Annotated in this window: 16 protein-coding genes; 10 read left to right on the forward strand and 6 right to left on the reverse strand. The window is 62.4% G+C overall.

Annotated elements, in window-relative coordinates; genetic code table 11:
• Together F812_RS25780 and F812_RS24860 are read right to left on the reverse strand one after the other, a co-directional pair.
• The coding region (locus tag F812_RS25780) for a beta strand repeat-containing protein (RefSeq protein WP_198011248.1) at positions 1–2,012 on the reverse strand (2,012 nt) is incomplete at its 3' end.
• 559 nt (positions 2,013–2,571) lie between these two features.
• Complete coding sequence (locus F812_RS24860) at positions 2,572–3,276, reverse strand: hypothetical protein (RefSeq protein WP_020087839.1); 705 nt, start codon at positions 3,274–3,276, stop codon at positions 2,572–2,574.
• Positions 3,277–3,569: 293 nt separating this feature from the next.
• Here F812_RS24860 and F812_RS0120410 point away from each other — a divergent pair, with 293 nt between their 5' ends.
• The 3 genes from F812_RS0120410 (at position 3,570) to F812_RS0120420 (ending at position 7,835) form a co-directional block, all read left to right on the forward strand.
• A complete protein-coding gene (locus F812_RS0120410) occupies positions 3,570–4,646 on the forward strand; it encodes an NAD(P)-dependent alcohol dehydrogenase (protein WP_020087840.1) in 1,077 nt (358 codons plus the stop codon).
• 352 nt (positions 4,647–4,998) lie between these two features.
• Entirely contained in the window at positions 4,999–5,769 is a 771-nt protein-coding gene (locus F812_RS0120415) for a carbonic anhydrase (RefSeq protein WP_198011249.1), read from the forward strand.
• 38 nt (positions 5,770–5,807) lie between these two features.
• Positions 5,808–7,835: a HAMP domain-containing methyl-accepting chemotaxis protein gene (locus F812_RS0120420; RefSeq protein WP_020087842.1), complete on the forward strand. Its 2,028-nt coding sequence runs from the start codon at positions 5,808–5,810 to the stop codon at positions 7,833–7,835.
• Between the two features lie 53 nt (positions 7,836–7,888).
• Here the strand turns inward: F812_RS0120420 and F812_RS25785 are convergent, their stop codons facing one another.
• A complete protein-coding gene (locus F812_RS25785) occupies positions 7,889–8,506 on the reverse strand; it encodes a MarR family winged helix-turn-helix transcriptional regulator (RefSeq protein WP_020087843.1) in 618 nt (205 codons plus the stop codon).
• A 217-nt stretch (positions 8,507–8,723) separates the two neighbouring features.
• Between F812_RS25785 and F812_RS24870 the strand changes: the two genes are divergently transcribed.
• Both F812_RS24870 and F812_RS0120435 read left to right on the forward strand, forming a co-directional pair.
• Entirely contained in the window at positions 8,724–10,541 is a 1,818-nt protein-coding gene (locus F812_RS24870; RefSeq protein ID WP_020087844.1) for a putative bifunctional diguanylate cyclase/phosphodiesterase, read from the forward strand.
• A gap of 154 nt (positions 10,542–10,695) precedes the next feature.
• Positions 10,696–10,992 carry a hypothetical protein gene (locus tag F812_RS0120435; RefSeq protein ID WP_156827583.1) on the forward strand — a complete coding sequence of 99 codons (297 nt, stop codon included), beginning with the start codon at positions 10,696–10,698 and terminating at the stop codon, positions 10,990–10,992.
• 28 nt (positions 10,993–11,020) lie between these two features.
• Here the strand turns inward: F812_RS0120435 and F812_RS0120440 are convergent, their stop codons facing one another.
• Both F812_RS0120440 and F812_RS0120445 read right to left on the reverse strand, forming a co-directional pair.
• Positions 11,021–11,869: an NNMT/PNMT/TEMT family class I SAM-dependent methyltransferase gene (locus tag F812_RS0120440; protein WP_245257732.1), complete on the reverse strand. Its 849-nt coding sequence runs from the start codon at positions 11,867–11,869 to the stop codon at positions 11,021–11,023.
• A gap of 80 nt (positions 11,870–11,949) precedes the next feature.
• Entirely contained in the window at positions 11,950–14,250 is a 2,301-nt protein-coding gene (locus F812_RS0120445) for a bifunctional diguanylate cyclase/phosphodiesterase (protein WP_083929293.1), read from the reverse strand.
• 347 nt (positions 14,251–14,597) lie between these two features.
• On the opposite strand from F812_RS0120445, the gene F812_RS0120450 reads away from it, so the two are divergent.
• From F812_RS0120450 to F812_RS24880, 5 genes are all read left to right on the forward strand, one after another.
• The gene (locus F812_RS0120450; RefSeq protein WP_020087848.1) at positions 14,598–15,254 is read left to right on the forward strand and encodes a hypothetical protein; all 657 of its coding nucleotides are present in this window, start codon (positions 14,598–14,600) and stop codon (positions 15,252–15,254) included.
• Between the two features lie 386 nt (positions 15,255–15,640).
• On the forward strand, positions 15,641–16,135 hold the full coding sequence (locus F812_RS0120455) for a hypothetical protein (RefSeq protein ID WP_020087849.1): 495 nt from the start codon (positions 15,641–15,643) through the stop codon (positions 16,133–16,135).
• Positions 16,136–16,174: 39 nt separating this feature from the next.
• The gene (locus tag F812_RS0120460; RefSeq protein ID WP_020087850.1) at positions 16,175–17,311 is read left to right on the forward strand and encodes an MlaE family ABC transporter permease; all 1,137 of its coding nucleotides are present in this window, start codon (positions 16,175–16,177) and stop codon (positions 17,309–17,311) included.
• A 5-nt stretch (positions 17,312–17,316) separates the two neighbouring features.
• Positions 17,317–18,120 (forward strand): ABC transporter ATP-binding protein, encoded by an 804-nt coding sequence (locus F812_RS24875; protein ID WP_020087851.1) that lies wholly within the window; start codon positions 17,317–17,319, stop codon positions 18,118–18,120.
• Between the two features lie 44 nt (positions 18,121–18,164).
• Positions 18,165–19,346 (forward strand): ABC-type transport auxiliary lipoprotein family protein, encoded by a 1,182-nt coding sequence (locus F812_RS24880; RefSeq protein WP_020087852.1) that lies wholly within the window; start codon positions 18,165–18,167, stop codon positions 19,344–19,346.
• A 32-nt stretch (positions 19,347–19,378) separates the two neighbouring features.
• On the opposite strand, the gene F812_RS0120475 is transcribed toward F812_RS24880, so the two are convergent.
• Positions 19,379–19,645 (reverse strand): hypothetical protein, encoded by a 267-nt coding sequence (locus F812_RS0120475; RefSeq protein ID WP_020087853.1) that lies wholly within the window; start codon positions 19,643–19,645, stop codon positions 19,379–19,381.
• Positions 19,646–19,778 lie beyond the last annotated feature (133 nt).

The raw sequence follows: 19,778 nt of genomic DNA on the forward strand, positions 1-19,778 counted from the left end.
CCCGAGAGCACGCCGTTCGCAGCATTGCGCGAACCGGTGACAACATTGCCCGTCCCCGTGCCAGTCGTATTGTTGTCGTCGCCGCTCACCACATTGCCGGAGCCAACACCAGCCGCGACGTTCCGCGAGCCGGTCACGATGTTGCCCGTCGCAGTACCCGTCGCGCTGTTGTCCGAACCGCCAACCAAGTTACCGCTCAGGAAGCCAGCGGCGGTGTTGCGATCTCCCGTCACGCCATTGCCCGTGAAAGCCCCGAGCGCAGTATTGAAATCACCGCTCACGAGATTGCCACTTCCGGTGCCGTTGGCGGAGTTGTCGCTCCCGCTCACGCCATTTCCTGCAAAGAACCCGAACGCGTTGTTCCGGTCACCGCTCACACCGTTGCCGCTGAGCGTGCCAGCGGCCTGGTTGTCGTCGCCCGAGATGAAATTGCCGGACGCAAAGCCGCTCGCATTGTTGCGGTCGCCGCCGATCGCATTCCCGGTCAACGCGCCGTAAGATGTGTTTCCGAAGCCATCCACGAAGTTGCCCGAGAGTGCCCCGCCAGCGGTATTGAGATCGCCTGTAACCGCATTGCCGGAAACGAAACCGTTGGAGGTATTCCCGCTTCCCTCCACGCCATTGCCCGCAAGAGCGCCCGTTGCGCTGTTACCGCTTCCGGTTACGTCGTTGCCTGAGCCTGATCCGCTGGCCGCATTGAAATCACCAGTCACGCCGATGCCCGAGAGAGCGCCTGTTGCGCTGTTGTTATTGCCGATGACGTTGACACCTGAACCGAAACCATTGGCCGTGTTCAAGTTGCCGACAACGTTGAGGCCGGAGAAAGCACCGGTAAACGTGTTGCCGTCCCCACTCGATCCCTGACCAGAGCCCGTGCCGATAGCAGTCGTTCCGTCACCGTTGGCAAGCGCGGCCGAGCCGATCGCGATGGAACCGAGCGTTCCGCTTGCGTCTGCACCCGCACCAAGCGCGACAGAGCCGGTGCTGTTGCTCGTATCCGCACCGGCGCCAATTGCAGTCGAAAAGAAGCTCGTATCCGAATGCGCGTCCTGACCGAAAACGCTCGAGTTGAGGCTGTTGTTCGCGCTCGCACCTTGACCGACGACAGTTGCATTGCCCGATGTGTTCGCGCTTGCGCCTTGGCCAATCACGGTGCCGTTGGGACCGGCCACCAACGACGCGCCATTGCCAACGACCGTACCGTTCGGGCTGAGCGCGATCGTGGAATCGGATCCAAAGAGGCTGGCATTCGGGCTTCCGCTGATGGATGAGCCCTGACCAAAAAGACTGGCGTTGTTACTCAGCGTGATTGACGAGCCCTGACCGAACACGCTGGCGTCGCTGCTGCTCAGGATGCTGGCGGAGTCGCCGAAAACGCTGCCGTTGTTTGCATGAAGGCCAGCTACGGCCGTAATGCTCGCTCCGTGACCGAACACGCTGCCATTGTTGGCATCGCCCCCCACGACGGCGTTGATGCTCGCACCCTGCCCCGTCACCGTGCCGTTGTTGGCGTTGCCTCCGAGCGCATTGATGTTCGCACCCTGCCCGATGACGGTTCCATTGTTCGCGCTGCCAACGACCGCTGTGATATTGGCATCCTGACCGACGACGGTCCCATTCGTAATGCCTATTGCCGTCGCGTTGTTGCCGACGACGGTCGTGAATGGGCTGTTGACGTCGACGATAATTCCATCCAAACCCGCCTGCGCGTTGTCGCCTATTGCCGTCGTACCTTGTCCGACAGCTTGCGCTCCGGGTCCGCACGCAAAGGAGCCCGCGCCTATCGAGGACGCGCCGTCCGTGCCAGAAGAAATGCTGTGATTGTGGGAGCCGGGCCCTGCCGCGTTTCCGGTGGTCGCTGCGACATCCGTTATGCACTCCTCGGCTCTCGCTCCATCCGCGGTCGCGAAGCTCACAGCCGCGACGAGCGCGATTGCACTGACGGTTGAGAGAAGCGGCCGCATCGAAACGGCAAGACCGCGAGAACCTGAAACCTGTACGCGACGCGACATGTAACGCCACTCCCCGAACGCACTACGTTGCCCACCAGAGCTTTCGATCAGGGCGCACGCGTCCGTCCGGGCAGCCACACGCTGCCGGCTACGGCTTTTGCGCCATACCGAAAAACCCGCGCACCCCGCGCTTTGGTCTGGAAACGAATTGCGAGACGCCGACAAACACGGCGTTTGCAGAACGCGCCCCCGCGCCCTGTCTCGCTTTTGGGAGAGCAAAACGCTCTCCGGACTGCGCAGCCCCACCCGTGCAAGCCGGGCCCTCTGGGGGACACCGGCGCTTCGGATATTCCCCGCAACGCGCCGGTTGGCGCCTGCTTCAACCCGACACGACAAGCAAGGCTTGCACACAGGTTGTCCACAGACGATTCATAAAGGAGCTACTCGCCCGCCTCTTTTCAACACAAAAGCACGGAGGCTGATCATCTTGCGGGCCGCGCGTTGCAAGAAAACCACGATCAAGTTTCGAAACGAAATGCGGGTTGCGCTCCAGGCGCGCACCCCAAGCCTCTGGACCGATTGAGAAAGGAAACGCCCCGCTGAGTGCAGGGCAGAGGCGTCAGGGCTGTTTCTTCTGCGCCTTGGGGGACTCCGCCTTGGACGAAGGGGCTTTCGGCTCCGCGTTCGACTTCGCGTCCTTTGGGGACGAAGCGAGCGGGGACACCTGCTGACCGGGGGTCTCGCCCGTTGCGGTCGCGCTCTGCGAAGGCGGAGGCGCCGCAACCTCGATCGCGATCCCGAAGAGCTTCCAGTCTTTCTCGCTCCGCTCGAAGGCCAGGTCGAAGCTCACCCGCTCGGGAAGCGTTTCGAAATACCCCGAGAGCCTCAGATGGCCATTCGCCTGTATGGCCGGAGGGCGCACGAGTTTGGGCTCGAAGAACAGAATGGGCGAGAGGTCCAGGTTCCGCCCTCGGACCTGCGCAAAGATCTCCGCGAGACGCGCCGGATTGTTGGCCTCCTGGAAGCCGGGCGCCGCGAGATCGCGAAGCACCGAGTAGTTGCCCGTGGCGTTCGCCTGGTTGAGGGCGATGATCGTGGTGCGGATCAAAAGGTTGAGCTTGTAGACATCAGGAACGCCGGACGCTGCGCCCACCTCGCCGCCCTGCCCTGAAGCCGCGCCAGCCTTGGGGTCCGTCGCGACTGTCGCTTCAGCAGCCGCCGGGGGTGGCGCACCCTTCCCCGCATCGCCGGCACCAGCCGCAGCTTCTGCCCACGCGAGAAAGCAAACGATGAGAAACGCCACGCCGCGTGTGAACATGCCCATTGAAGATCAAGAGGGGGCCCCCGAGACCCCAGCCAAGCCGCTCTCCTGCCTAGCACGGCCCTCGCACCGCAACAACAAAACCGCCCGGCTTGCCGGAACGCACCCGCAAATCCGTCACAGGGCGACGCCAGACCATTGATCCAAAACAGAGATCCAAGCGCGACGAGCGAATAAACAAGGGTCGGCCGCATAAGCGGACCGCAACACCGGAGCGTCGGAGCGCCACCGCACCACGAGCGGCTCTCGCTCCACACCCGGGAGGCGTTCCCCGTTCCAGACAGGAGTATCGAGACATGACCAAGAAGATGAAGGCCGCAATCTTCGTCGAAAAGGGACGCATCGTGCTCGACGAGAAGCCGGTGCCGGACATCGGCCCAACCGACGCCCTGATCCGCATCACCACCACCACGATCTGCGGAACCGACGTTCACATCCTGAAAGGCGAATATCCCGTCGAAAAAGGGCTGACCGTCGGCCATGAGCCGGTCGGCATCATCGAGAAGCTCGGCTCGGGCGTGCAAGGCTTCCGCGAAGGCCAGCGCGTCATCGCTGGCGCCATCACCCCTTCAGGCTGGAGCAACGCGTGCCTATGCGGCTGCGGCGCCCAGGACGGAGCGGGGACGAAACACGGCTGGAAGGCCATCGGCGGCTGGAAGTTCGGAAACACGATCGACGGGTGCCAGGCAGAATATCTGCGTGTTCCGGACGCCATGGCCAACCTCGCCGCGATCCGTGACGACGTGAAGGACGAGCAGGTCCTCATGTGCCCCGACATCATGTCCACGGGTTTTGCAGGCGCCGAGACCGGCCAGATCAGGATCGGCGACACCGTCGCCATTTTCGCTCAGGGTCCGATCGGTCTCTGCGCCACGGCTGGCGCGAAGCTGATGGGCGCCACCACCATCATCGCCGTCGATACCGTTCCTGCCCGCTTGGACATGGCAAAGCGCATGGGAGCCGACATCGTCATAGACTTCAAGAAGGAGAACCCGGTGGACGCCATCCTGCGCCACACCGACGGGCGCGGCGTCGACGTTTCGATCGAAGCTCTGGGCACCCAGGGAACCTTCGAATCCGCCCTCCGTGTCCTCCGCCCGGGCGGGGTGCTCTCGAGTGTCGGTGTGTACTCGTCCGATCTCAAGATCCCCGTGGACGCTCTCAACGCCGGCCTCGGTGACAAATCGATCCGCACCACACTGTGCCCAGGGGGAAAGGAACGGATGCGGCGCATGATGGAGGTGGTCGCCTCCGGCCGCGTGGACCTGGGCGGTCTGGTCACCCATCGCTTTACTCTGGACCAGATTGAGGACGCCTATGATCTGTTCGCGAACCAGCGCGACGGGGTCTTGAAGGTTGCCGTAACACCGTAGCGGCCTCCCCGCAAAAACGTCCCGGATGAGACGAAGAGCGTGCTTTCGAAGAACGGAGGCGCGCTCTTTTTAGTTTGGTTTGAGGCGACCACACCGCGCGCCAAACGTGGCGCATACGCATCTTTATTTAAAAAGTAAAGATTTTACGTAGGGAACCACATTGGAAATGATTTCAAATTGCAAACGAGGGAATAAAAATATCATCGGATTGATATAAACCATCTGATTTCAAGCACAGGATTAACACTCAATAAGCCATATCTGCGGCAATGTGGCGCTCGAAAAGAAAAATAATAAGTCATGTTAATCGAGGGTGAATCTCGTGCACATCGGAAGACGCACTTTCCTGAAAATGGCAACTGCGAGTTGCGCCTGTGGACTTTCCGGCTTCTCCGCTCACGCGGGAAACGAAAGCGCCCAATCACATGCTCCCGGAGCGGATCACAAATCCCATTGGTCCTACGAAGGCCAAACGGGACCCGCCCATTGGGGCGAGCTTTCCCCTGATTTCAAGGTGTGCCGCCTCGGATTGGAGCAGACGCCTATCGATCTCTCAGGGTCTTTGAAAGCCGATCTCGGATCGCTCGCGATCGATTATCACAACGTCCCGTTCAAGGTGCTGAACAACGGCCATACCATTCAGGCCGATTGCAGCACCGGATGCGCCTTCAGCATCGCCGACACGCGCTATGATCTCGCACAGTTTCATTTCCATCACCCAAGCGAGCATTTGCTGGATGGCAAAGCGTTCGACATGGAATTGCATTTGGTCCACAAGTCGGCCGACGGCGCTCTCGCTGTCATAGGCGTCTTCGTTGCATCCGGAAGCCACAACCCCGCGCTCGACAGCATCTTCTCGAGAATGCCGGCCAGCGAAGGTGCGGCCACCGTCGCGGATGTCGAGATCGACCCGTCGAGCCTGCTTCCTGCCGCGCGCAATCACTTCCGCTATGCCGGATCTCTCACCACGCCGCCTTGTTCGGAGGGACTGGTGTGGACCGTTTTCCGCGATCCTATCGAAGCCTCTCCGGCCCAGATTCAGAAATTCGCGGCTCTGTTCCCGAATAACGCGCGCCCCGTGCAGAGAAAGAACAATCGCTTCCTCATCGAAGCCAGCCCGTGAACCCCGCAGCCCGTACCCCCATTCAAGAGGATAAGGCAATGAACGCCCTCGCTACGGCCTTCAACAATCTCAAGGTCAACACCAAGATCGCTGCGGGATTTGCCGCAGTCCTGGCCATCTTGATCGTCGTGGCAGGGCTAAGCCTGAAAACGCTCGTCGCACTCGGGCATGAGTTCGAAACCTACGCACAGCGCGTGAAGGTGGTCGGCATCGCACGCGATGTGGATCGTGAGTTTCTCGCGTTCCGCCGCCTCGTGAGGGAATTCTCGATCAACGGGCACGAAGAGGATCTCGAGAAGGCAAATGCGATCCGGCACAAGCTTTCGGCCGACATCGCCAAGGGGCTCGACGAAATCAAGAACCCCGAACGTCTTGCTAAGATGCGTGCCATCGGCAAGGACTTCGAGATCTACACTGCGAGCCTCGACAAACTGGCCCCGCTCCGTCGCGACCAGAAAACCCAGATCAAGGATGTGCTCGATCCGGCCGGCGAAACGCTCTACCGCAACATCAACGCCATGATCGAAAGCGGGGCCGGAAGCGGCAACGCCAACGTCGTGATCCTCGGCAATGAGGCGATGCAGCACCTGATGATCGCCCGGCTGAATGCGAACAAGCTGCTCGCCCGCCATGAGGAGAGCGCCAAGGAAGCCGCGGAGGGCGCTTTCCGAAACCTCGCGACCGTCATTGCGCAGATCGGCAAGCTCCACCTCGCGGAAGACGCACGAAAGGCTTACGACAACGTCGCTGCCACCACCCGCACGTACCAGGAAGCCTTTGCCGGCGCGGCCGAGGACTATCACGAGGTCGATACGCTCGTGAACGGAGAGATGCGCAAGATCGCCGAAGAGATTGCGACGCTTTCCAGCGATATCAAAGTGAGCGGCGTCGAGGAGGAGCACAAGCTGGAGCGCGAGACGCTCGATCTCATTGCGTCCTCCCAGCGCTCCGCCCTTGTCCTGTCGCTCGCGGGGCTGATCGGCGGCATCGTGCTCTCCTGGCTCATCGGCCGCGGCATCGCCAATCCCATTCGCGCCGTCTCGGCGGTGCTGCTCGAGCTCGCTAACGGCAACAAGTCCGTCGCGGTCCCCTTCACCGAGCGCAAGGACGAGGTCGGCGAGAACGCGCGTGCCGCTCGCATCTTCAAGGACAACCTGCTCAAGATCGAGCAGATGGAAATCGAGAGGCGCGATAACGAGCGCCGCGTGGCCGAACAGCGCAAGGCCGATATGCACAAGCTGGCCGACGAATTCCAGCGCGCAGTTGGCGGCATCGTCGACACCGTCTCCTCGGCATCCGCTCAGCTCGAGGTGGCCGCAGGCTCCCTCGCCCGCACGGCCGAAACCACGCAGTCGCTTTCGGGTTCCGTGGCCAGCGCCTCCGAGCAGACCTCGACCAACGTGCAGGGTGTGGCGGCCGCCTCCGAGCAGCTCTCCTCGACAGTCCAGGAAATCAGCCGGCAAGTTCAGGAGAGCAGCATCATCGCGTCTCAGGCCGTCCACCAGGCATCGAAAACCAACGACTGCGTCAGCGAGCTTTCCCACTCGGCAGATCGCATCGGCGACGTAATCGGCCTTATCAACACGATCGCAGGACAGACCAACCTGCTCGCCCTCAACGCCACCATCGAGGCGGCGCGAGCGGGTGACGCCGGCAAGGGATTTGCGGTCGTCGCACAGGAGGTCAAGGCGCTCGCCGCGCAAACCGCCAAGGCCACCAACGAGATCTCGTCTCAGATCTCCGACATGCAGACCGCGACCGGCGAAGCGGTCGGCGCGATCAAGGACATCACCGGCACCATCAACCGCATGTCCGAAATTGCGGGCGCCATCGCCGCGGCCGTGGAGCAGCAGGGCGCGACGACCAAGGAAATCAGCCGCAACGTGCTCGAAGCGGCCAAGGGAACCTCGGAAGTCGCGACCAGCATCACGGACGTGAGCAAGGGCGCCTTCGAGACGGGCAGCGCCTCCTCGCAGGTTCTCTCGTCCGCCAAGCAGCTTTCGAGCGAAAGCGGCAGCTTGCGTGATGCCGTGAGATCGTTCCTCGCGACCGTGCGGGCCGCATAAGTACAGACGGGCGGAATGGAAAGCGCCCCGTCACCAGAAAAGGGAGCGAGCGCCTAGCGGCCTCGCTCCAATTCGTCTTCAGCAACCGCAAGCACCTCGGCCTTGGCCTGGAAGGATGTGCAGAGCAATCCCAGATCGCACTCCTTCACCGGCAATCCGATGCACTTGCAGAAGAAGTTGACGTGAACGTTGTTGCCCTCGGCTTTCAATCGCCGGATCAGCAGGAAGATGCAATCGCGGCAGCTCCCAACCGCCTGACGCCGCGTCTCGCCGCCGAGCTGCCCAACGAGCCGCCTCAGAATATCGCGCAGCAGCTCCTGCTTCTGGTCGCTCAGATGGTCGATATCGTTGAAAATCGACGCCAGCGGGTCTTCGGCCAGCCGCTTTTGCGCCTTCTCCGTCGCGGTGAGAATAGAGCTGCGGCCGTCGTAGGGAGACTTCTCTCTCCTGAGGTAGCCGCGATGCTCGAGCGCTTTGATGGTCTGCGAAGCCGTGCCGCGCGTCGTCGCCTGATAGGCGGCGAGGCCCCAGAGTGTGCGGCTGAACACATTGGCTCTCGAAAAGAAGCGCAGCGCGAGCCACTGCGCCGACGTTAACCGGTCACCCTCGCGCTCCGCAAGCATACCCCTGCTGAGCTGCAGAAGCAGTTCCCCGATCTCAAGCGCCAGCATACAGCCCCCGCCAAAAAGAAGCTGGAATATCAGTATGCAAACTCATTTAGTCAAGTTGACGAGTGCGGATAGTTTTAGTTCGCAACCAGATGGTGCCATCGCAGATAAACATAGGGTTTTTGCCATCCTCAACGGCGTAAAAAGCCCCCTTCGGTTAACCGGCCCCTCACTTCCGCTGGGCGAACATGTCGCAGTCTACAGCAGGGGAACCGGCGCGATGGAAAACCTTATCTCAACCGCTGGCTCGGTTCGCCCCCAGGCAACCTGCGGCCCTGAGCGCCCCAATGCAGAGACGGTCGTCAATCTGGCGACCGCCGTTTTCAACTCGACCCAGGAAGCCATCGTCGTCACGGACACGAGCGGCATCGTCGTCGCCGTCAATCCTGCGTTCACCTCCATCACCGGCTATGCCGCTCTCGAGATCGTCGGCAAGAGCATGCGAACGCTTCAGTCGGGCCGGCAGAACCGTGCGTTCTACCGCGACATGTGGCACCGCGTGAGCCAATCGGGATACTGGCAAGGCGAAATCTGGAACCGCCGCAAGAATGGCGAGGTCTATCCGGCGCTCCTCACCATCAGCAGCGTGCGCAACAGAGAGGGGCGGATCACGCACTTCATCGGCAGCAGCGCCGACCTCAGCCGCATCAAGAAATCCGAACTGAAGCTGGACCACTTCGCCCACCACGATGAGCTGACGGGCCTTCCCAATCGCCGTCTCCTGAGCGCGAAGCTGGATCAAGCGCTCGAACGGGTGCGGGTCAACGGGGGCATGGGCGCAGTCGTGTTCGTCGATCTCGATCGCTTCAAGCTCGTCAACGACAGCCTCGGCCACGGAGCGGGTGACGAGCTGCTCACGCTGGTGACGCAGAGGCTCCGCTCGGCCCTCAGGATGAACGATTTCCTGGCCCGCTTCGGCGGCGACGAGTTCATCGTGCTCCTGGAGCACACCACCGAGGAGGCAACGCGCATTCTCGCCGCAAGGCTCATAGCCAGCCTGGGCGAGCCGTTCGTCCTTTCCTCCGGAGAGGAGATCTATATTGGCGCAAGCGCCGGCATCAGCTTCTTCCCCCACGACAGCGGCACGCCCGAGCAACTCCTCCAACATGCCGACACCGCGCTCTATCAGGCAAAATCGGCTGGTAAATCGACATACCGCCTGTACTCGTCAGACCTCACGGCCGTCGCAAACTCCCGCCTCGCGCTCAATGCGCAACTCCGCCACGCGCTCAGCAGGAACGAATTCGTTCTCCATTTCCAGCCGCTCGTCTCGCTCGCCGACAAGCGCATTTTCGGCTTCGAGGCTCTCATTCGCTGGCAGGAACCGGTACGAGGCATGATTCCGCCTGCGGAATTCCTCCCCGTTGCCGAGGAGACCGGCCTCATCGTACCCATCGGCCAGTGGGTGCTGCAGCAGGCGTGCGCGCAGATGAAAGCCTGGCGCGACCAAGGTCTCGCACTCACCTCCATGGCCGTGAACATCTCCGCGCGTCAATTCCACCATCCCGACTTCGCGGCCTCGGTCGCAAACGCGCTCCAGCAGACGGGGCTTGCCGGTGAGCACATCGAGCTCGAAATCACCGAGGGCACGCTGATGGGCAACGACCGCGCGACGCTGGCCACACTCCACGCCTTGAAGGCGACAGGCGTGAGGCTCGCGGTGGATGACTTCGGAACCGGCTACTCCTCGCTCGCCTATCTGAAGAAGCTTCCCGTCGACAAGCTCAAGATCGACCGCAGCTTCGTGACCGACATCGCCACAGACCCGGCGTCTGCCGCGATCGTGAGGGCCATCATCGGCCTCGCCCGCTGCCTCCGCCTCGAGGTTCTGGCCGAAGGCATCCAAAACGAGCGGCAGCGCGAGATGCTGTTCGAGAGCGGCTGTGAGCAAGGCCAGGGCTATCTCTTCGCCCGTCCCGTTCCACGGGAAGGCGTGCACGAGCTAGCAGGCCTCATCCACGATCCGCTCACGGCTCTTCGGGGAAGCGGCATCCAGATCCTCCGCAACCTGAGGATGAATGGATTGGATTCGAAATGACATGCTCCGATCGGCATCGGGATCGGGCCAGCTCGCCGTGGATCACGAGAGCGGCGGGCCTTGCCCCATCGGAACCCGCACCCCAAACATGCGTTGACAGGATAGACCTTCGCCAAGACGGCGAAAGGCGTCTCATTCCTCAGCGGGCGAAGCAATGGCCGATGTAATCGCATTCCCCCAACGAATGGCCAGGGACGGCACAGAGCCGTTGGAGCGATCGATCGAAGCCGCGCTCGCCTCCTATCTCGACCTCAGCGCCAACATCGAACGCGTTATCACGGATCTGGAAAAAAGCATCGTCGCTCTCTCCGCAAACACCCCTGAAGCAGCGACCTCAACGAGACAATCAAACAGCGGGCCGGAGTTGCTCGAGCAGTTGGCCAACGCCCGCAGGATGCTCGAAGCCACCAGAGCCGAGATCGAGAGCCTGAAGCCCCTGTCGTCCCCCTAGGTATCGAGGAAAGCGCGACGAGGGAGCCTCAATCGGCGGTACCGGTCAGGAAAATGAAGCCGGAGTATCCACTCCGGATCTCCCGGTCGACGATCCCGATCAGCTCCGCACGCACATTGCTCGCATGATGGCGGAACACGCCCTCGATCGTCTCCGGAGAAAGCTTGAGAACAGGAAACGGCCTGTCCGCGACCACATAGCCCTCCGAGCGCACGAGGAAAGCCGCGGCAAGCGTGCCGCCCTTTCGCACCGAGCGTGCATAAGCGGCGCAGGCGGCTTCGAACTCGTCCTGGCGCCCGGTGATCGATTCCGCGCAGAAGAACATCGTCGCGGCATCCCACGACTGCCGCGGCAGATCGAAGATCGAGCCCTGCGTGACGACGCACATCTCGCGCAACGCCGGAATGGGATTGTCAGGCAACTGCCATTCCGGGCCGTAGGCATCCCGCGTCACGCCCCAGAAGTGCTGCCACTGCGGACGCATGGCATCGCGAGACAGCTCCTCCTTGAGCCAGGCGACGTTGGTTTCCGCATACTCCCAAGCGGTCAGGCGGCGCGCACGCGGCAGCGCGCAGAAGAACGGAATGAGGTTCGGACCGGTCCCCACATCGACGATATCGAGCTTTTCATCGGTAGGCAGCGCGCCCTTCAGCGCCTCCACCGCGACGCGAATGACGAGATCGTCATCCGGGTGTGGCTCGCCGTAGTAGTGCTGGAAGTAGGCCTCGGAATCGAATTTCGCCCACTGATAGTCGGCGTTGCCGGCTCCGCTCGCCCCGCCCGTCTCGTCCTTGTCGACCATCGCTCCGCCCCTAGCCTCTACCGGCACGCCAGCACCTCTCGCCGCAGCGTGTGCGCCAGGCAGCAAAATGAGCATATCCGATCCATCGGATCAGCCTCACTCTGCTGCCGCGTGATCGCCAGCGGACAAAGACAGAGCTTACCGCGCTTGAAAAATCAAGCTGTCGCGCTCTCGGGAGAGGGCAGCTTGGCAGGCTCACCGATCGGCGCCATATGGCGAGGCTCGAACTGCTCGATCAACGGGCCGAGCTGGCTCGCTTCGACGGGCTTCGAGAAATAGTAGCCCTGAAGCTCCGTGCAGCCGAAATGGCTCATCATCAGCGCTTCGTATTCCGTCTCCACGCCTTCCGCCACGATCTGCATGCCGAGCCCGCGGCCGAGCGACACCACCGACTGCACGATCGTGCGCGAGGTCAGCGCATTGGAGACGTTGGTGACGAACGAGCGATCGATCTTGATCTTGTCGAACTTGAAATTGCAGAGGTAGGCCAAGCTCGAGTAGCCCGTTCCGAAGTCGTCGAGCGCGGTCCGGAAGCCCATGGCCTGGATCGCGTTCAGCACGGACTTCGTGTGATCGGTCGCCTCCAGAAGAACGCCTTCCGTTATTTCCAGCACGAAGCGCTTCGGCGCCACGCCATGCTCGGCGGTGAGACGCCTCAAGACGGCTTCGAGATCAGTTTGCGAGAACTGGACCGGCGAAAGGTTGACCGCGATCTCGAGCTGCGGCCACTGCTTCGCATCTCGCATCGCGCGCTCGATCATCCACGTTCCGAGCGAAGCCATGAGACCCGAGGTCTCCGCAATGGGAATGAAGGTTCCAGGCGAGATCGGCCCCCGCGTCGGATGGTTCCAGCGCAGCAGAGCCTCCGCGCCGACGATGGCGCCCGTCCGGCAGGAGATGATGGGCTGGTAATGAACCGCCAGTTCCTCCCGCTCGATGGCCGTCCGCAGGTCGACCTCGATCGAGCGGCGCGTTTCCACCTGCTGGGCCATTTCGGCCGAGAAGGAGACGGCGCGGTTGCGCCCGAGATTCTTGGCCTCGTAAAGGGCAATATCGGCGTGGCGGAGCAACTCGTCCGCAGATCGGCCATGCTCGGGGGCCATCGAGATGCCGACCGAGGCGGTCACCTGAAGGATCTGTCCGTCGAGCGCAAACGGCTCCTCGAACGCCGAGGCGATCCGCTGCGCCAGAAGCTGGTCTGCCTCGGGATCGGTCGAAAGACACAGCACCGCGAATTCATCGCCGCCGAAGCGGGCAAGGAAATCGTCAGAGCGCAAGCGCGCCGTAAGCCGCTTGGCGACCGATTTGATCAGCTTGTCGCCAGCCTCGTGGCCGAGCGTGTCGTTGATGTCCTTGAACCGGTCGATGTCCACGTAAGCCGCGATCGCCCGCAGGCCCCGAACACCGAGGTCGGCCGCGCTGAGCCGCGCCTCCACCTCGTCGACCATATGTTGCCGGTTGGGAAGCCCCGAAAGAGCGTCGTGGCGCGAGGCATGGCGCGCCTTCGCCTCGCGCTGCGTCAACTCGTCGGACGCGCGCCGCAGCCGGCGGAACATGTTGTTGGACAGGAACCCGGTAGCGAACACACCACAGGCCACCAAGGGCAGAATGATGGTGATCAGCACATGACCCGGCCGCCGGCCGACCCATGACAGGTAGCCGAGCTGCACATTGTCATCGCCGATAAAGGGCTGAGACAGCACGCCGCTCGCATGCACCGGCTCGGGCGTGAGCGCCAGGCGCGACAATAGAAGCGATCGGGCGATCTTCGACACGAAGTTCTCATCGATGTAGATCACACTGACGAGAAGCTTGGGCGTGCCCGTCAGCACCGACATATCGACGTTGGGCACGATCGTGATGGCCGTCACCACGGCCGGACGGCCGGCGACGGAAATGATGTGACCCGCCCAACGCGCTCGCTGCACGGCACCCGCGAGGATCCGGTAGTTGGTCTGAGCCTGTCCGAATTCGTCCGGACGCTCTTTTAGATTGGAAATCTTGCCGAGGCGCGCCTCGTTGATGACCGGCGAGACGTCCCCGCGCCGCTTCTCGAAGATGCCAGGCTCCGTACGCTGCGCATCCGTATAGGCATAGATGGGCTTGTCCTGGCCATCGAGGATGTAGACTTCGTCATGCCCATAAGTCTCGGTCAGGAAGATTCCGAAATTCGCATCGGTGAACTCGAGATCGATGGATTCGTCGGTGATCTTCAGTACCGCATCGTCCCACCAGGCGACGCTCTTCTGCCCGTCGAGCACGTTGGCAATGCTCTGATTGAGCGCATTCTCGAGCAGAGTACGCTCTCTGTCAGTTGCAGTTTGATTTGCCGACCAACCTGCAAATGCAATAACTGCGAGCAAAAGCAGACCAAAGAACGTAATTACCGCCCGAATAACTTTCGTCAGCCGGCGGAGATCGCCTTCATACAGGCCGGTTGTATCTCCCAACAACATTAGTTTGCGGGTCCTTTGGCACTCTACGCCGTCATCATCCCCGTCAACGCCTAAGTCATTGTTTAATGAGGGGGACTCGCGCGCCTTCTCTCAAATCATCGTGAATGGACGGTTTATTTTCGTGCCATATTGATCATAATCGGCGTGTTAACTATTTTACCATTGCTTTCCGGGAATTAACGCTTTATTAAGGCTTGAAACAAGGGCGTTTCGGCCCGCGAGTTGTAGTTGCGTAAAACAAGAGTTTCGAGCCCATTATGGAAGCCCCTCTCGTAATTCGCACACGCGCAGACAGCGACGAATTAAGAAAAGCCGCCTTATCGATAGAACAAGCCGCGTGGAGCGAGTTGGGTTATCTCAACTACACACGCGCACACTTCGAACTCTACACCGATCTTCTCACGCAATACGCGGACTACCAGCTTTGCCTGGTGAACGAGGAAACGAACTATCCCGTCGCCGTGGCGAACTGCGTCCCCCTCACCTGCTCCGGCCCCGATGATCTGCCGCCGGAAGGATGGGACTGGCTTGTAGAGACAGCTGCCCGTCCCAAGGCGCCGCACAAAATGCTCGGCGCTCTCGCCATCTCGGTCCCCGCCATTCACCGGTCCAAGGGCTACGCGCGCATAATGATCCGTGCACTGCTCAATTTGGCCGAATCCAAGGGACTCCACGGCCTCGTCGCTCCGGTTCGCCCCTCGGCAAAAGCCCATCATCCCTGGGTCTCGATCGACGACTACATCACCTGGACCGATGGTGAAGGACGCATCTACGATCCCTGGCTTCGCAGCCACCTCTCGTCCGGCGGCAAGCTCGTAGGACCCTGCGAGCGCTCCATGGTCGTCCACGAGCCGCTCGATTTCTGGGAAACCTGGTCGAGGCAGACCTACGACCGCACTGGCTCCTACGCCCTGGATGGCGCCCTCGTTCCCGTCGAGATCGACGTCGAGCGCCGCTTCGGCCGCTACGAGGAGCCGAACGTCTGGGTCAGCTACACCTGCTGAGCCAGGACGCTGAAACGACGAGATCGCTCACCTATCAGCGCGCTCTGCGCCCTGCCCGGCACCACCGCCGTTCCACGCCCTCCGTATCGCGTACGGAGGGCGTTTCCGTTTGCCCGCGACAGGGCGCACGGGAGCCTGCCCGTCCGGCAGAAGACCCTCCCCACAATCCGCCCCAGTACGTGCGGTTCTGTCACGATGCGGTGTTGCACGTTGTCCATATTCAGTGTCTTTTGGTGCCGCTGCTTCGTTCGTGGACGGCTGACGATCCCGCACTGCGAAAGAACACCTACGATTTTCGAGTTGGATCGCTGAATCAAAGCACTGATGAGCATCAGGCACCCGAGCAGGGGCGGGTCCGCGATGCGCCGAAAACCCGAGGGATACCGATGAAGCCTCAACGTCCGGGCCTGCTGTCTCGCCTAATTCCGGTGCTCGCCGCCCCGCTTTTCCTGGTTTGCGCCACCGCCACGCCGAGCGCTGCCGATCCCACGTTCGAGCCGCTGATCGGATCCTGGGGCGGGAGCGGAACCTACAAGCTCCAGGACGGCACCTCGGAAAAGCTCAAATGCGATGCCTACTATACTGGAAGCGGTTCCCAGCTCGGGATCGCCGTCCGGTGCTCGGGGCAGACCAACAAGATCGAGATGCGGTCCAAGCTGAGCGCCAACGGCACATCGCTGAGCGGCAACTGGGAAGAGCGGACCTACAATGCCGAAGGCGCGGTGACGGGCAAGCTCACGGACACGAAGCTTTCGCTCGCCATCGCCGGCAGCGTGGCGGGAACCATGACAATCACCTATGATCGCGCGAAGCAGAACGTGGCCATCGCGACCCAGGGCATCCCGCTCAAGAGCGTCACGGTGAGCCTGTCGCGAAAGTGACGCGGCTGCGTGAAGGCTCCCCAAGGAGGTGAAGGTCAGATGGGTTCGCCGCCCTCGCTAGTCGCACGGCCCGGATCGGGAAGGATCGAGCTGACGGCCGAAGGATCCTGGACCGTCGCCAACGCCCGCAATCTCGATGGGCTGATCGACGAGACGGTGCGCACGACGCCCCCCGACCAGCCGATCGCCGTCAATATGCACGGCATCACCAGCCTGGACACCTACGGCGCCTGGCTGATCGAGCGCCTGATACGAGCCCGTGAGGCCCTTCCCGGCCGCGCGACGCTCTACGGGCTGCCCGAGCGCTATCATTCACTCTACGAGCAGGTTCAGCGCTCCGAGCGCAAGCCGGCATCTCCTCCTAAGCACGCGTTCAGCATCCCCGCGAAAATCGAATGGCTCGGCCGCGCGACTGCGGGCATCGGCCGGGAGCTGACGGCATTTGCCGCCATGCTGGGTGCCTTGGTGGTATCGCTGGGTCGCGTGATCGCGAACCCCAGGAGCTTCCGCCTCACGTCCACCCTTCACCACCTCGACCGCGTCGGCTGGCAGGCCGTGCCGATCATGGTGCTGATCACCTTCCTCATCGGCTGCATCATCGCCCAGCAGGGCTTTTTCCATTTCCGCAAGTTCGGCGCCGATGCCTATGTCGTCGACATGGTCGGCATCCTGATCCTGCGCGAGATCGGCGTGCTGATCGTCGCCATCATGATGGCCGGCCGTTCGGGAAGCGCCTACACGGCCGAGCTCGGCTCCATGAAGATGCGCGAGGAGATCGACGCGCTGCGCACCATGGGCCGCGATCCCATGGACGTGCTGATCCTGCCGCGCGTGGTGGCGCTCGTCATCGCGCTGCCCATCCTGACGTTCCTCGGCTCCATGGCCGCGCTCTATGGCGGCGGCGTGGTCGCATGGCTCTACGGCGGAATGAGCCCCGACATCTACATCGAACGGCTGAGGGAAGCGGTGTCGCTGACCCATTTCGAGGTCGGCATGATCAAGGCCCCGTTCATGGCGCTCGTGATCGGCGTCGTGGCCTGCGCGCAGGGCCTTGCGGTCAAGGGAAGCGCGGAGTCGCTCGGCCGCGAGACCACGGCCTCCGTCGTCAAGTCGATCTTCCTTGTCATCGTTCTCGATGGCCTCTTCGCTGTCTTCTTCGCTTCTGTCGACATGTAGGGCCCATGACCGGAGACAACGTCATCGAGGTGCGGGATCTGGTCGTTGCGCTCGGCAACCGGACCATCCTCGACGGCGTCACCTTCCAGGTGCGCCGCGGCGAAGTGTTTGGCTTCGTCGGCGGATCGGGCAGCGGAAAATCCGTTCTGCTGCGCACCATCATCGGGCTCCTGCCACGCCGCTCCGGCTCCATCGAGGTTCTGGGAACCCGCCTCGACACCGCGACGGACGCGGAGCGCCGCCAGATCGAGCGCCGCTGGGGCATCCTGTTCCAGCAGGGCGCCTTGTTTTCCTCGCTCACCGCGCTGCAGAACGTCCAGTTCCCGATGGTCGAATACCTGGATCTGCCGCAACGCCTCATGGACGAGATGGCCGCCACCAAACTTGAGATGGTGGGGCTTCGCAAAGCCGATCACCACAAGCTTCCCTCGGAGCTTTCCGGCGGCATGACAAAGCGCGTGGCGCTGGCCCGTGCCCTCGCCCTCGATCCCGAGCTGGTGTTCCTGGACGAGCCGACCTCCGGCCTCGATCCGATCGCGGCAGGCGATTTCGATGCGTTGATCCGCACCCTGCAACGCACCCTCGGTCTCACCGTCTTCATGATCACCCACGACCTCGAAAGCCTGAAAACGATCTGCGACCGTGTCGGCGCGCTTGCCGATGGACGCGTCGTGGCGACGGGCTCGATCGACACCATGCTTCAGTCCGAGCATCCGTGGGTGAGAGAGTATTTCCGGGGCCGGCGCGCGACGGCCCTCTTCTCACGTCCCGATCACGGCACTGCCGGATCTCCGCGGTCAGAGGCATGAGCCATGACCTATGAGCAAAAACACTGAGCCTTGAGGCCCGAAACATGGAAACGTCGGCACGCTACACCCTGATCGGCTCCTTTGTGCTCGCTGTCACGCTGGCCGTGTTCGCCTTCGTCTACTGGCTGAACAACTCCGGCGGGCTCATCAACCGGCAGAGCTATCAGGTGCGCTTCCAGAGCTCCGTCTCCGGCCTGCTGACCGGCTCGAACGTGCTGTTCAACGGCATCCGCGTCGGGGAGGTCACCAACATTACCCTGAGCCCTGATGCCCCGAAGGAGGTGCTCGTCACCATCGCGGTCGCCCCGGACACGCCCATCCGGGCCGATACCGTGGTGAATGTCGATTTCCAGGGGCTCACCGGTGCACCGGTCATCGAGCTGACGGGCGGCGCCACCGGCGCGCAGCCGGTCGCAGCAGCGCCGGGCGAGATTCCGCTGCTGACCGCAAGCGAGGAAAGCACCCAGAGCTTGTCGCAATCCGCGCGCGCAACGCTCAACCGTCTCGACAAGGTGATCGACGACAACAGCGCCGCCTTGCATGACGCCATCGCCGGCATCAGCACGTTTGCGGGCGTTCTGTCGCGCAACTCGGAGCGCATCGATGGCATCCTCGCCGGTTTGGAGCGCTTCGCGGGTGGCGCGAAAGCGAAGCCGGGCATCTACACGCTTACTGCGGTCAAAGGGGCCTCGGTCTGCAAGGAGGCCTCCCTGCCCCAGCTCGTGATCCCGGAACCCGCAGCGCCCATGGCGTTCAACTCGGACAAGGTGATCGTCGTCGGCGATCCGCCGGAAAACGCGCCCTTCGAGAAGGCTCAATTCACCGATAACATCCCCTCGGTCGTCCAGTCGAAGATGGTCGAGAGCTTCGAGAAATCGGGATGCTTCTCCGCCGTCACGCGCCCGCTCGACAGCCTGGAGCCGTCGGATCAGTTGCAGACCGAGATCCGCCAGTTCGCCATCACGATGGCGCCGAAACCGGCAGCCGACGTCGAGATCTCCGTGAAGATGCTGAGCGCGGGCGGAAAGATCACGGGCTCGAAGGTGTTCCACGAGCAGGTGCCGCTGGGATCGGTCGATGCGCCCGGCGCCGTCGCGGCACTCGACACGGCATTCGGAAAGATCGTGACGAACGTTGTGCCCTGGGTGACCAAGCTGCCGCGCGAAGCAGCCGCGCCCAAGGAAGCCGAGCCGGAGATCGACGTGCCGGAGCCCCCGGCTCCCTGATTACCCGGGGGCGCTAGGCAGGCGATCGAGGCTCAAAACTTGTCGCGCTGCACATCGACTTTGAGATAGCCCGTCGCGTAGGCGATGAGCGCCAGCACAATGGCAAGCGGAACGGCCACCACCAGCACCATGGCCGCCGTCATCGCGATGCCGACCAGGAAGGCAATGCCGACCAGCGCCACCAGCGCGAGCACAAGATAGCCCGTGCCAGCTGCCAGCCAGCGGCGCCAGCCCTTCAACTCCGTCGTCGTGCCATGCCTGTCGATGACGATGACAGTCTCTTCACGCCTGGGATCCATCAAGTCCTCCGTGCGGGCTTGCCGGGAGCAAAGGCCGCCCCGTAAGCCACGATGCCCTTCATATAAGGCTTGATCGGCGAATATTCGAGCGGGTTGCGGTTGCTCAAACAAGTATAACGCCCATCTTGCTGAA

The sequence above is a fragment of the Hyphomicrobium zavarzinii ATCC 27496 genome (assembly GCF_000383415.1).
GTDB lineage: Bacteria > Pseudomonadota > Alphaproteobacteria > Rhizobiales > Hyphomicrobiaceae > Hyphomicrobium_C > Hyphomicrobium_C zavarzinii.